This is a genomic window from Staphylococcus sp. FSL K6-3157, from assembly GCF_038005145.1.
Lineage (GTDB): Bacteria > Bacillota > Bacilli > Staphylococcales > Staphylococcaceae > Staphylococcus > Staphylococcus equorum.
The window spans coordinates 2,148,429-2,162,620 of record NZ_JBBOSM010000001.1; the positions used below are offsets into that span (position 1 = coordinate 2,148,429).

Genomic DNA, 14,192 nt, shown 5'->3' on the forward strand with positions numbered 1-14,192 from the left:
ACTAGGCTGCTTGTAAAAAACCACATTGCTTATCCGTTACTTAAAATTCTATATCGAACAACTTGTACATTCTTCAACGCTTAACAATTTATTTCTAGTATAATATAACGATTTTAATCCTTTGTGATGTGCATAAACATATAGTCGAGACAGTTCACGCGTTGATATTTCTGAATTAACATAAAGAATGGTAGAAATACCTTGGTCCACATGTGTTTGAATCGTTGAGATTAAATCGATTAATTTCATTTGATCTGTATTAAATGCTGATTTATAGTACCACATTGTTTCTGGTGATAAGAAAGGCATAGGATAAAATGTTTCAGCATTACCATAAGTACGACGTTCAATTTGATCGACGATTGGCATAACAGAGCTTGTCGCATTTTGTACATAAGAAATACTTTGTGTTGGCGCAATTGCTAAACGATATGCATGGAATAAACCATTTGCTTCAACTTCTTTTTGCAATGCTTTCCAATCTTCTGGAGATGGTATCTCTAAACCATCAAATAATTTGCGTACTTTTTCAAATTTCGCTTCGAATGTTTGTGAAGTATAGAATTCAAAATATTTACCATTGGCATAATCTGATTTATCAAAGTCTTTATAAGTTTCTTGTCTTTCTTTAGCAATTTCCATTGAGCGTTCAATGGAATAATAGTTCATCATCATAAAGAAGATATTAGCAAAGTCTTTTGCTTCTTCAGACTCATAGCCGATTTTATTTTTCGCTAAATAACCATGTAAGTTCATTACACCTAAACCAACTGAATGTAACTCACTATTTGCTTTTCTTACACCTGGTGCGTTTTGAATGTCTGCTTCATCACTTACTACAGTCAATGCATCCATACCCGTGTGTACTGAATTCTTGAATTTACCTGATTCCATTACGTTAACGATATTTAACGAACCTAAGTTACAAGAGATGTCACGGTTAATTTCATCTTCTGTGCCATAATCGTTAATAATTGAAGTTTCTTGTAATTGGAAAATTTCAGTACATAAGTTACTCATTTTAATTTGGCCAATGTTTGAGTTTGCATGAACTTTATTAGCATTATCTTTAAACATTAAATAAGGATAACCAGATTGTAATTGTGTCTGAGCAATTGTGTTTAACATGTCACGTGCATCTTTTGTCTTTTTATCAATATTTGGATTTGCGACAAGTTCATCGTAATATGCATCAAGATCAATATCATCTAATGTCACACCATACTCTTTAAAAATAGTATGTGGTGCAAACATATGGAAATCTTTACCTTCTTTTGCTAAATCAAAGAATTTAGACGGCACGATTAAACCTGTTGATATTGTAGATAAACGTAAATCTTCATCAGCGTTTACTTTTTTCGTATCTAAAAACTCTTCAACATCATAGTGGAAGATATTTAAATATACTGCGCCAGCACCTGGGCGTTGTCCTAGTTGATCTGCGTAACTAAAGCCACCTTCAAGTGATTTTGCAACAGGTAGTACACCTTTTGCTACACCTTTAATACCTTTGATTGCTTCACCACGCGCACGTAATTTAGACAAGTTAATCGCAACACCGCCACCAATTTTACTTAATTGTTTCGCTGTGGAATCAATGAAGTTGATAGAATTTAAACTGTCATCTGCCTCAAGTAAGAAACAAGATACAAGTTCTCCGCGGCGTGCGCGTCCAGCGTTTAAGAATGTTGGTGTTGCAGGTTGATAACGTTGTTCAACCATTGCAGAAATAAACTGTTTAGCTGTAGCTTTATGTCCATTTGCTAAATATAATGCAACAATTGCAACGTGTTGCTTGTAGTCTTCTAAATATTGACTTTTATCATTCGTTTTCAATGCATAATCTTTATAAAACTTACTTGCAGACATGTAGCTCGCAAAATTGAATGGAATGCTTTTAGCATAATCAGTGATTTCTTCTAATTCTGCCACTGAATATTTAGCAAATACATCAAAATAGAAATCATTATCAACGAGATAGTGAAGACGTTCAAGTTCAGTATCAAAATAAATTGTCTTATCCTGTATCTCTTCTAGATAGACTGCTAATGCCTCTTGATCTTTTTCTAAATCAAAAAAACCATTTTCTTTGCGCTTGGTAACTTCGTTATTTAATTCAATATGATTGTATTTCTTCTCGTCCATAATCTTCATTGAAATGCCCCACCTTATCTTTAAATTCGCTTATATCGTTCGTTGTGCCATGTAATTCAAACTTCATTAATAATGGAACTTGATACCGTTCCGAAATAGATCGTCCAGCTTTTGCAAAATTTTGTCCCCAGTTTCGGTTTCCGCTAGCTGCAACAGCTTGTAATAAGTCGTGATTAATATCTAAAAATGACTGAACAGGTGGCGGTACTTCGCCAAACCCTATTGTTCCAGTGACCAATATGAAAGGCTCATCCATTCTTTCAGAACAATTATTTTGTGTGATTTCCATTACGTTGGTAAGTTCAGTTCGCTTTATGAATCTACGCACATTGCCAGAAAATGAAAAATATACAACCTTCATCGGATCACCTACTTTCTAAAATATATTTATCTTATTATGATAAAATCATGTATTATATTTAAATGCTTAAAGGCACTTTGAAAAAATCAAAATAACTTAGTTTCTCGAACTAACCACAATATATAGTAATTTCTATATCTATATGTAGTTATGTAAAAACTCAATAATTAAGTATTAATGCTTGATTTGTCATGTTTAAGAGCCTAAAACAGTGTGATTTTACATAAATTTTGATTTATTATAAATAAATTGACCACGTAATAAAACACTATATATTGTGTTTCGTCCTGGTCATCAATACTATATTATGTGTTTCATTATACATAACTCAGAAGATTATTAAAAGGCTTTTATTTCCGACAAAATGTTGAATAATCAATAGAAATGGCACCAATTCAACCTTAAAGTGATATTCATGAATCAAAAAATATTTTTTTGTGATTTTAAGGTTTTATTATTTGCTTTTCATAAAAATCTTGCAATGCTTGATGTGTCGTCTTTTACACAAAATCATTTTATACATTGTGTGAAATACAATGTGTCACTATCATATATTCTATTCTTATAAGTAAAAGATTCACCCTAAATAATAGAACGTTTGTTCGTATTTATATCTTAATATATTTCTCTTCGATTTTCAACCATATATACATATTCAGAGCATATATGCTAATATGAATACGTTAAAAATTAAAAATTGAGGCGATACATGTGAATCCTAAAGTTAAAGGTATCATTGCTATCTTAGTTTCAGCAGTTGGCTTTAGTTTTATGACTGTCTTCTTCCGATTAGCCGGTGACTTGCCTGTATTTCAAAAGTCTCTCGCTCGAAATTTAGTAGCAATGTTTATACCATTATATTTTATTTTAAAGTATAAACAGCCCTTATTTGGCAAATTAAGTAGTCAGCCTTTATTGATTTCTCGTTCAACGTTGGGATTGATTGGTGTGTTACTTAATATCTACGCTATCGATCACATGCTTTTAAGTGATGCAGATACATTAATGAAGCTCAACCCATTTTGGACGATACTACTAAGTATTATCTTCTTAAATGAGAAAGTACGTAATTATCAATTTGTAGCTATGATTGTAGCCATTTTTGGTATGTTGTTTGTTGTTAAACCAGAATTCTCCTCCACTATGATTCCTGCATTGGGCGGGTTATTCTCTGGTATTTTTGCAGCAAGTGCTTATACGTGTGTCAGAGCATTGAGTACACGTGAAGCACCTTACACTATTGTATTTTATTTTTCATTCTTTTCCATTATAGTATTGATACCTTTTACTGTGTTTACATTTGAACCCATGTCTATGATGCAAGTTGTTTATTTAATCGGTGCAGGATTAGCAGCTGCTGCAGGACAAATTGGTATAACACTGGCTTATAGTTACGCACCAGCTAAAGATATTTCAATATTCACGTATGCATCTATTATATTTACCGCAGTATTTGGTTTTATATTATTCGGCGAAACACCAGATTCATTCGCTATCTTAGGCTATATTATTATTATAGGTGCCAGTTACTATATGTTTGAAAAAGCACGTCGACAACCACTTACAATTCAAAAAGAAGAACAAAAACCTAAACGCTAAAGGAGCGATATGCAATGACTGAAGGACGCAATAAAGAAGAATTAGAAGATATTACATTATTAGGTAATCAAAACAATAAATATGATTTTGATTATAGACCTGATGTTTTAGAATCATTTGATAACAAACACCCTGGACGCGATTATTTTGTGAAATTCAATTGTCCAGAATTCACATCATTATGCCCTATTACAGGCCAACCTGATTTCGCAACGATTTATATTTCTTATATTCCTAATATTAAAATGGTAGAATCTAAATCGTTAAAGCTTTATTTATTTAGTTTTAGAAACCATGGTGACTTCCACGAAGACTGTATGAACATTATAATGAATGATCTAATTGATTTAATGGATCCACATTATATTGAAGTTTGGGGCAAATTCACGCCGCGTGGTGGTATTTCAATAGATCCATATACAAACTATGGCCGTCCTGATTCTAAGTATGAAAAAATGGCAGAACATCGTTTAATGAATCATGACCTTTATCCAGAAAAAATAGATAATAGATAATAAATTACTATTTTTTTCTACTCCTCACCTACAAGGATTGAAATTTTGGGATATTAATATATGTCTACCATCATTTAACCATCGACTAAGTCACATGATTTAGCCGATGGTTTTTTGTATGCTTTCACGGGGATAAATTACTAAACTTTAATATGATATTCTCACCCTATTTTCATAATTTTCAAATGTATAGTGTAAAATTTACTTACATTTGAATAATTCAGGGACACACTTGTTTTTTTTATGGAAACAGTATAGAATAAATCCAACCATTTAAGGGGAGGGAAATTATGAAAAAAGTTAATCATAGTCACGAAGAAATCATGAAAAGCATTCCAAACAAAGGTTTCTTCGGACATCCAAAAGGACTAAGCACACTATTCTTGACTGAGTTTTGGGAGAGATTCAGTTACTATGGTATGAAAGCCATATTAATTTTCTATCTATATTATAGTGTTGCTGACGGTGGCTTCGGGCTTAGCCAAGCAGTTGCTATGCAAATTGTTGCTATTTACGGAACTTTAATTTATATGTCTGGTCTTATCGGAGGGTGGATTGCAGATCGGATTACTGGAACGCAAGATGCCGTCTTCTATGGTGGGTTCCTCATCATGTTTGGACATATCCTATTATCCATTCCGGGTAATTTAACAGCAGCAATGATAGCTTTACTTCTAATTATCGCAGGTACAGGGTTATTAAAACCAAATATCTCTACTACCGTTGGTGAATTATACGAACGCAATGATCCAAGACGTGATGCAGCATTTACGTTATTTTACATGGGGATTAATTTAGGGGCTTTGCTTTCACCTTTAATTACTGGGCAATTGCAAACTAGAATTGGTTTCCACGCTGGTTTTTTAGCAGCAGCAATTGGAATGTTTTTTGGTCTAATCGTTTTTGCACTCAAACGTAAAAAGAATTTAGGGTTAGCTGGTCGCAATGTGCCAATACCGTTAACAAGACCAGAAATCAAAAAATTCGTACTTATTACTGTTGGCGTTATCGTATTATTCTTAATATATTTATGGATTCTACATTTAAATAATGCCTTAACATTAGGTAACTTTAGTTTCTTAATTACACTGTTAGGTATTGTATTACCGGTATACATATTCCTTAATATGATATTAAGTAAGAATATAACAAAAGATGAACGTTCACGTGTTTATAGTTATGTACCTTTATATATCACTTCCGTGGCTTTCTGGATGATTCAAGAACAAGGTTCAACGATACTTGCAACATTTGCAGATAAAAAAACACAATTAGAAATGTCAGAATTAACAAATGGTTTAATTGATTTTTCAATACCTGCAGCATGGGCGCAGTCATTAAATCCAATTTTCATTGTGCTCTTGGCGCCAATTTTCGCAACACTTTGGATGAAATTAGGAAAGTACAACCCGCCTACCGTACATAAATTTGCTATCGGCACGATTATCGCGGGCCTCTCCTATTTAATTATGATTATTCCATTAGCTACAGGCAACGCGTTAATCAATCCATTATGGCTTGTACTAAGTTTCTTATTGATTACGATTGGTGAACTTTGTATCTCACCAGTAGGTTTATCTACAACTACTAAATTAGCACCACTAACGTTCACTGCACGTATGATGAGCCTATGGATGCTAAGTAATGCAACTGCACAAGGGCTTAACGCTCAACTTGTTGTTGTCTATACAAAGATGAATCAAAGTGACTACTTTATGTACTCAGGTCTTATCGCTGTAATCATTGGTATTCTATTACTTATGATTTCACCAAAAGTAAGACGTGCTATGAAAGGCGTTTACTAAACAATCAAAACTAAATACGATTTAAAAAAGTAGTGTCACTTCATTGTGCCACTACTTTTTTGTGTACATTATCAACAAAGACTAATTTTACTAAATGTTAATGCTTTAAAATTAAAATCAAATAAAATAACTTTAAAATATTAACAGAATTTTCCGAATATTGTTATTGTGAGAATATTATTGAAATTTAGTTTTATTAGGAGTAAAATCTATTTTATACATTTTTTTATTGGGAGCAAGAAAGGACGGGAATTTTTATGCAAAATCAGGACAAAACCCAAGACCAAGCCATCCAATCCATTCCACAAAAAGGATTCTTTGGTCACCCTAAAGGTCTAGGGGTTTTATTTTTCGTTGAATTTTGGGAGAGATTTAGTTATTACGGGATGCGCGCGTTACTTATCTTTTATATGTATTTCGCAATCAAAGATGGTGGACTCGGCATGGACAAGGGTACTGCACAATCAGTCATGGCTGTTTATGGTGCTCTAATCTATATGACTTCAGTACTTGGTGGTTGGATATCTGATAGAATCACTGGTACGCGTTCAGCCACATTTTACGGTGGCGTATTGATCATCATTGGACATATATTCTTAAGTTTACCGTTAGATATCGTCGGTTTATTCATCTCCATGTTCTTTATTATCGTGGGTTCAGGATTAATGAAACCAAGTATTTCTAATATTGTAGGTAGACTATATCCTGAGAATGATACACGTATGGATGCTGGATTCGTTATTTTCTATATGTCTGTAAATTTAGGTGGGCTACTTTCACCATTAATATTAGATCAATTTGTTAAATCAGGCGATTTCCATGCTGGCTTTTTAATTGCAGCAGTGGGTATGGCACTAGGTTTAGTTTGGTATATGATCTTCAATAAGAAAAACATTGGCGATGTAGGAACGAAGCCTACGAATCCTTTAAATCAAAGTGAGAAAAAGAAATACGGTCTAATATTCGCAGCTTCAGCCATAGTTATTGCAGCCGTATTAATCATCACTGGATTAACTGGAACACTTTCATTTAACATTGTAAGTACCACTGTATTGATACTTGGGGTCGCGTTACCTATCATTTACTTTACAATTATGATTCGCAGTAAAGAAGTTACATCTGATGAACGTTCACGTGTCATTTCCTTCATCCCCCTATTTATTTTAGGTGTGGTTTTCTGGTCAATTCAAGAACAAGGTGCAAATGTGCTCAACATTTTCGCGCTTGAAAGTAGTGATATGTCTTTAAATATATTTGGATGGACAACAGATTTTGGACCAACCTGGTTCCAATCTATTAATCCTCTATTCATCGTATTACTTGCGCCAGTACTTTCAATTATCTGGGCTAAAATGGCAAGACGTCAGCCAAGTTTAGCTACGAAATTTGTCTTAGGTGCATTTTTAGCTGGGGCTTCTTACATAATGATTGGCTTAATTGGCATTTCATCCGGTGGTGCAATGATAAGTGTAAACTGGATTATCTTGTCATATGTTATTTGTGTAATTGGTGAATTATGTTTATCACCTACTGGTAATAGTGCAGCAGTAAAACTTGCACCTAAAGCCTTTAACACACAAATGATGAGCTTATGGTTACTAACAAACGCCTGTGCTCAAGCCATTAACGGTACCTTAGTAAAACTTATCGAACCACTTGGCTATAAAAATTATTTCCTATTCCTAGGAGTAATTGCGATTGTAGTCAGCCTAATCATCCTTGCCTTTGTACCAAAAATCGTCAAAGGTATGCGCGGGGTTAAATAATAATTTAATGATTTAAGTTTGCACAGTAGCTGCCCGATATTTAGTCAGCCCTATGAGAGCGGGAATACGAAATCAAATTTCAAGTTTTGATTTCGTATTCTCCGCTCTTTTTTATTTATTTTTATTGAAAATCGGGTAAACTTAATAGGTAAATCAAAATTCTAAGAAATATGGTGAATAAATTGACACAATCAAAATTTAAACACGGCGTATTATTTTACCATGAACACTCAGGTATAAAAGATATATATAACGGGCTCGGAGATGTAGCATCCTCACTGACAACATTTTGTAAACATCTCTCTATCCAATTAAGTGAAAATGAAGGAGACATAATTACTTATTGTAAAAAAATAAAAGAACAAAGTTATAGTGATGATGTAGATATTATCTTTATTTTAGGTGGAGACGGCACGGTAAATGAACTCGTTAATGGCATGATGCAAAGTCAGCTCGATATCCCAATCGGTATTATACCTGGCGGGACGTTTAATGATTTTGTAAAAACATTAAATTTGCACCCACGTCATAAAGTAGCAAGTGAACAACTTAAAGAAGCAGAGCTAAGATCTTATGATGTTATGAAAGTAAATGATGAATATGCTTTAAACTTTGTAGGCATGGGGCTGATTGTACAAAACGCAGAGAATGTACAAAACGGTAACAAAGATGTCTTTGGTAAACTAAGTTACGTTGGTTCTACAGTGAAAACATTACTTAATCCAGAACACTTTGACTATAAAATAACTGTCGATGAAAATGAAATTGAAGGTAATACCACAATGCTTGTAGTAGCGAATGGCCCGTTCATAGGTGGCAGTCGTATACCTTTAACTGATTTATCTCCTAATGATGGTTATTTAAATACATTTATCTTCACAGAAGAAAGAACCAGTGTCTTAAACGATATATTTAAGCAACGTGACAGTATGAATTGGAATAATATGACGGATGGTATTAAACATGTATTAGCGAAGAAAATCACCATCGCTACTGACCCACAGATGAAAGTTGACATTGATGGTGAAGTTGACTTAAAAACACCGCTTCAAATCGAAGTTGTGCCTGATGCTATTCAAATACTAACACTTCCAGAACATAAACAAGTGACCGATACTGAATCAGAATAATTAAGCTTTAACGCGATGTTTTAAATTACAAACAACCACTTAGTTTCAAAAATCGTTATATTTTAACTAGCAAAGTGGCTGAGATATAAGTTTCTCAATTAACTAAAAAACGGTGTTTTCTACGTGAAATAAAGTAGAAAACACCGTTTTTATGTTGTTATATATTTGTATCTAAAACGCATATCTCAAACACTTAAATGGTTAAATGTTGTACTCACTATCTCCTAGGAAATAATTCTCAACATCTTTCCAATTATTCACACGATCAAATCTGTCATCATTGATATTGTGCGTTGCAGTATACATAATCGGTGTACCAGTAAAGATGCTCAACTGTCTAGGATTATCGTCGATTAAATAATCCGCTTTAACAATATCTTTTCGACCACAAAATACAAAATGCTGAGGGTCTAAAAATGGAAAGAAGTGTCTTAACCAATCATACTTATCATGGAATGAAGTCGGTACATCCATTGCCGCAGTTGCAATATATACATCATAATGCTCAGTTAGTTTTTTAACGACATCTTGTGCATCATCCATAACTTGTAATCTTCTGAAAAAGCCAGGTTCCCTTAAAATTTCTGTTAGTAAGCCATCATGCTCAGGCATTGCATGTCTTAATTTTATCCCGTCTAACATCTCATATGTAATCCCTAAATCCGTGCGTTTATTCACGTCATCAAGTAATGCACCTACTGTATCAGCAAGTACCTCATCCATATCAATAGCAATCGATTTTCTCGTCATTTACTACTCTACTCCCTTTTCAATAGCTTCAATCTTTATTATATATAGCCTAAACACTATGTAAAAAGCGACTACATATAACTCCTTTTTTCACTTCTAAGTATAGCAAATAACGTTCAACTAAACCAAAATTGTACTTATAAATATAATTTAAACCATGTTAAATGCTATTCACATAACACTTCTCATCATCTTAAATGAATTGGTTTATTATATTTATCTTTACATACACACTTTAGTCTCGTTGAACGTCATCATCATTGATTATAATTAAAATTCAAAGCTTTTAAGTACTTCGATCATTTTATCATTTTGTTCTGGAAAACCGATTGTCACTCGAACCCCTTTAGGAAATTCTCTTGTAATACAACCAACATTTAAAAATGCTTCATATAAATCATGCGGTTTGTCTGTATTGATATAGACAAAGTTTGTTTGACTTGGATAAAATCTATCACTTACAGCTAATTCAAAGAATTTTGCTCTCTCTTGCGCGTTATGTTCGCGAATAGATGCTAAGTATTCTTGATCTTCTAATGCTGCCAACGCTGCATACTCAGATAAGCGTCCTACATTAAATGGTGGACGTATAATATTCCATTTTTCGATCGCTTCTTTAGCTGCAACGACATAACCAATACGCATGCCTGCTAAGCCATATGCTTTAGAGAATGTGCGTAATAAAAATGCATTTGTAAATTGCTCTTGTAAGGCTAATGTATCAGGGAAATCCTCCGCAGTTACAAATTCTACATAGGCTTCATCTATAATTACTGGAACATGACTTGGTACACGTGTTAAGAAATGTTGTAACTCTTCATGCGTAAAATAAGTGCCTGTTGGATTATTTGGATTACATAACCATACGAGTTTCGTATCATCGTCAATCTCTGCTAATATACCTTCTAAATCAAAACATCCATTTTGCATAGGCACTTGTGCTACATTTGCAGCTTCTACGGTTGCATTATGATAATACTGTCCAAACGTCATTTCACTTGTTACTATTTTATCTCCAGGAGTGAGTACCGCACGTGAAATCATTAAAATGACTTCGTCTAGGCCTGCCCCGAATAATATGCGTGATGCATCAACATTTAAGTGCTTACTGATTGCTTCTTTGATTAATGGAGAACCGGTCTCAGGATAAAATTGCAATTCATCTAAATGTGCTTGAATCGCCTCGTTAACTTTTGGTGACGGACCATATAAATTTTCATTTGAAGCTAATTTATATAATTCACCTTCAATCCCGTAACTTTCTTTCAATGCTCTAGGCGATAAACCTGGTTCATATGCTGATAATTGTTCAATTTGCTTTTTCATTGTTGCTTCGGGCCTCCTTAAATTTACAGAAATTTCAAAACTTAATAACTATTATAAACCCAATAATAGTTTAAAATCAATGTGTCCTCATCAAACAGTTTGATTTGTAATTAGTAAAAAAACGAGTTCAGATAAATTAAGCGTGTTATTCTTATCGCTCATCATCCGAACCCGTAATAAAAGAGTTAATGTTTAATCTATTAAATTATGCTTTTCTAGATATGCTTTTGCAACTTCATATGGGTCTTCTTTTTTCACAGTCACATCGTAGTTCATTTGTTGCATTTCTTCATCTGAAATTTTACCTGCTAATTTATTTAGCGGTGCTTTAATTTCAGGATGTTCTTCTAAATAGAATTCTTTAAACATAGGCGCACCTTGATATGGTGGAAAGACATCTTTATCATCCTCTAGAACGACCATATCATATTGTTTTAATTCAGCATCTGTTGAATATGCATCTATTAAATTGATATCGCCACTTTCAATTGCTTGATAACGTAATTTAGGTTCCATCGTTTTGACGTCTCCTAAATCAAGGTCATATGCTTTTTTCACAGCTGGATAGCCATCTTCACGATCATTAAATTCTAATGTAAACCCAGGCTTGATTTTGCTACTGACTTTATTTAAATCACCAATTGTTTTAATATCATGCTCTTCTGCAAAGTCTTTTTTCACTGCTAAGGCATACGTATTATTGTATTCCATTGGTTTTAACATCGTCATATCATATTTACTTTCTAAACTCGATTTAGCTTGTTCGTATACTTCGTCTTCTTTCTTAGACTGTAGATCTTCTTTCGTTAATTCACCGAGCACTGTCCCTGTAAACTCAAGATAACCATCTATATCATCTGATTTTAAGGCGTTAAATAAGAAAGCTGTTTTACCCAATCCGTCTTCAACTTCAACAGTATGATCTGTTTCTTCTTCAATTAAAATTTTATACATATTGGTAATCACTGAAGGCTCTGAACCAAGCTTACCTGCTAAAGTCACTTTATCTCCTTTTTGCGCTAACAACGGACCAACTATAAACAATAATAAGATTAATACGATAGCACCTAATGCAATCAGTAATTTTTTGTATGACATTTTTTGCATAAAGCGTAATGCTAAATCAAATAAGATTGCGAGCAAGGCCGCTGGAATGGCACCGATAAGTATTAATGACGTATCATTTCTATCGATACCTAATAATATAAGGTCCCCTAAACCACCTGCACCAATTAAAGCTGCTAATGTTGCCGTACCAATGATTAATACCATAGCTGTGCGAATACCCGCCATAATTACCGGCATCGCAATTGGCAATTCTACTTTACTCAAACGGCGTCCTGGTTTCATACCTATACCTTTTGCTGCTTCTATTAACGAAGCATCAACTTCGTTAATACCCGTGTATGTATTTCTCAAAATAGGTAGTAGAGCATAAACGACTAAAGCAATCACGGCTGGCACTTTACCTATACCAAATAGCGGTATCATCAAACCGAGTAAAGCAAGTGATGGTATCGTTTGTAGTATAGCAGCAATATTCATCACGACTTCAGAAAGTTTACGCGTTTTTGTAAGCAGAATGCCTAAGGGAACACCAATCAGAGTCGCTATTAATAAAGCAATAAATGATATTTGCATATGTTCAAAAATAGTTGTTAATAATTGACCTTTGCGCTCTACAAGAGTGTTAATGAATTCATTCATCCATTATGACCTCCTTTGCCTTCTGACAAAACTTTAAATATATCTTCTCGTTTTAGCACATGTTGTGTAGAAGCTGCTTCGTCATCGACAATAATTGCTTCATGGTCAATTAAATGCTCATAAATATCGCGTACAAAATAATCACTTTGTACAACGGGATAACTTTCATGAGCCATTTCTGATTTATTGTTTGGTAAATTGCTAACCAGTTCAGATAATTTCATATCATTAACCGTACGTTTTACTTTATCTCCCATAAACTGTTTCACAAAGTCATTTTTAGGATTTTTAATAAACCCTTCTGGTGTATCAATTTGTTCAACTCGACCCCCATTTAATAAACATATACGGTCGCCCAGTTTCATTGCTTCTTGAATATCATGTGTTACGAAAATAATCGTTTTTTTAATTTTTTGTTGTAATTCAATTAAATCATTTTGTAAATTTTCCCGGCTAATCGGGTCTAGCGCACTGTATGGCTCATCCATTAATATCACTGGCGGATCGGCAGCCAATGCACGAACCACGCCTACACGTTGCTGCTGACCTCCTGACAACTCATCTGGTTTACGATTTTTATATAATTCAGGTTCTAAACTCACCATATTCAATAATTCATCCACGCGTTGATTAATATCTTTTTCTTTCCACTTTTTCATTTGTGGTACTTGAGCGATATTCTCTTTGATTGTCATGTGGGGGAAAAGTGCGATTTGTTGCAGTACATAGCCAATATCCCAACGCATTTCATAAATAGAATAATCACTAATTGGTTTATCATTAAAATAAATATATCCTTCAGATAACGAAATTAAGCGATTGACCATTTTTAAGGTCGTTGTTTTTCCACAACCTGAAGGACCAATTAACACAAAAAATTCGCCTTTTTTTATATTAAAACTGATGTCATCGACTGCAGTTTTATCTCCATATTTTTTCACTACATTTTTAAATTCTATCACTTTGTCACCTTCACTTTACTGTCCTCTATTTTAAAAAATTAGATTAAATTCACATTTACTACAACTATTCCCTATTTTCATATAATTCATGTATTTATCAAGCAATTATCAAAGTTT

Annotated in this window: 11 protein-coding genes; 5 read left to right on the forward strand and 6 right to left on the reverse strand. The window is 33.7% G+C overall.

Going from position 1 to position 14,192, the window contains the following annotated elements; translation table 11 throughout:
• Positions 1 to 48 precede the first annotated feature (48 nt).
• Together nrdE and nrdI are read right to left on the reverse strand one after the other, a co-directional pair.
• Positions 49 to 2,154, reverse strand: a complete 2,106-nt coding sequence (nrdE, locus tag MHB47_RS10400; protein ID WP_340756550.1) for a class 1b ribonucleoside-diphosphate reductase subunit alpha — start codon at positions 2,152 to 2,154, stop codon at positions 49 to 51.
• The gene (nrdI, locus tag MHB47_RS10405; RefSeq protein WP_002512096.1) at positions 2,117 to 2,515 is read right to left on the reverse strand and encodes a class Ib ribonucleoside-diphosphate reductase assembly flavoprotein NrdI; all 399 of its coding nucleotides are present in this window, start codon (positions 2,513 to 2,515) and stop codon (positions 2,117 to 2,119) included. The genes nrdE and nrdI overlap by 38 nt, the downstream gene beginning before the upstream one ends.
• Before the next feature lie 711 nt (positions 2,516 to 3,226).
• Here nrdI and MHB47_RS10410 point away from each other — a divergent pair.
• From MHB47_RS10410 to MHB47_RS10430, 5 genes are all read left to right on the forward strand, one after another.
• Complete coding sequence (locus tag MHB47_RS10410) at positions 3,227 to 4,114, forward strand: DMT family transporter (protein ID WP_002508303.1); 888 nt, start codon at positions 3,227 to 3,229, stop codon at positions 4,112 to 4,114.
• A 14-nt stretch (positions 4,115 to 4,128) separates the two neighbouring features.
• Positions 4,129 to 4,629, forward strand: a complete 501-nt coding sequence (gene queF / locus MHB47_RS10415; RefSeq protein ID WP_002508304.1) for a preQ(1) synthase — start codon at positions 4,129 to 4,131, stop codon at positions 4,627 to 4,629.
• 290 nt (positions 4,630 to 4,919) lie between these two features.
• Positions 4,920 to 6,434, forward strand: a complete 1,515-nt coding sequence (locus tag MHB47_RS10420; protein WP_340756553.1) for a peptide MFS transporter — start codon at positions 4,920 to 4,922, stop codon at positions 6,432 to 6,434.
• A 257-nt stretch (positions 6,435 to 6,691) separates the two neighbouring features.
• Complete coding sequence (locus MHB47_RS10425) at positions 6,692 to 8,200, forward strand: peptide MFS transporter (RefSeq protein WP_064783082.1); 1,509 nt, start codon at positions 6,692 to 6,694, stop codon at positions 8,198 to 8,200.
• A gap of 170 nt (positions 8,201 to 8,370) precedes the next feature.
• Positions 8,371 to 9,330: a diacylglycerol/lipid kinase family protein gene (locus MHB47_RS10430; protein WP_064783083.1), complete on the forward strand. Its 960-nt coding sequence runs from the start codon at positions 8,371 to 8,373 to the stop codon at positions 9,328 to 9,330.
• A gap of 201 nt (positions 9,331 to 9,531) precedes the next feature.
• Here MHB47_RS10430 and MHB47_RS10435 read toward each other — a convergent pair whose 3' ends face one another.
• From MHB47_RS10435 to MHB47_RS10450, 4 genes are all read right to left on the reverse strand, one after another.
• A complete protein-coding gene (locus MHB47_RS10435) occupies positions 9,532 to 10,080 on the reverse strand; it encodes a 5' nucleotidase, NT5C type (RefSeq protein WP_002508308.1) in 549 nt (182 codons plus the stop codon).
• Between the two features lie 270 nt (positions 10,081 to 10,350).
• Complete coding sequence (hisC, locus tag MHB47_RS10440) at positions 10,351 to 11,406, reverse strand: histidinol-phosphate transaminase (protein WP_064783084.1); 1,056 nt, start codon at positions 11,404 to 11,406, stop codon at positions 10,351 to 10,353.
• Positions 11,407 to 11,598: 192 nt separating this feature from the next.
• The gene (locus MHB47_RS10445; RefSeq protein WP_340756556.1) at positions 11,599 to 13,113 is read right to left on the reverse strand and encodes an ABC transporter permease/substrate-binding protein; all 1,515 of its coding nucleotides are present in this window, start codon (positions 13,111 to 13,113) and stop codon (positions 11,599 to 11,601) included.
• Positions 13,110 to 14,075: an ABC transporter ATP-binding protein gene (locus MHB47_RS10450; RefSeq protein WP_340756558.1), complete on the reverse strand. Its 966-nt coding sequence runs from the start codon at positions 14,073 to 14,075 to the stop codon at positions 13,110 to 13,112. The genes MHB47_RS10445 and MHB47_RS10450 overlap by 4 nt, the downstream gene beginning before the upstream one ends.
• Positions 14,076 to 14,192 lie beyond the last annotated feature (117 nt).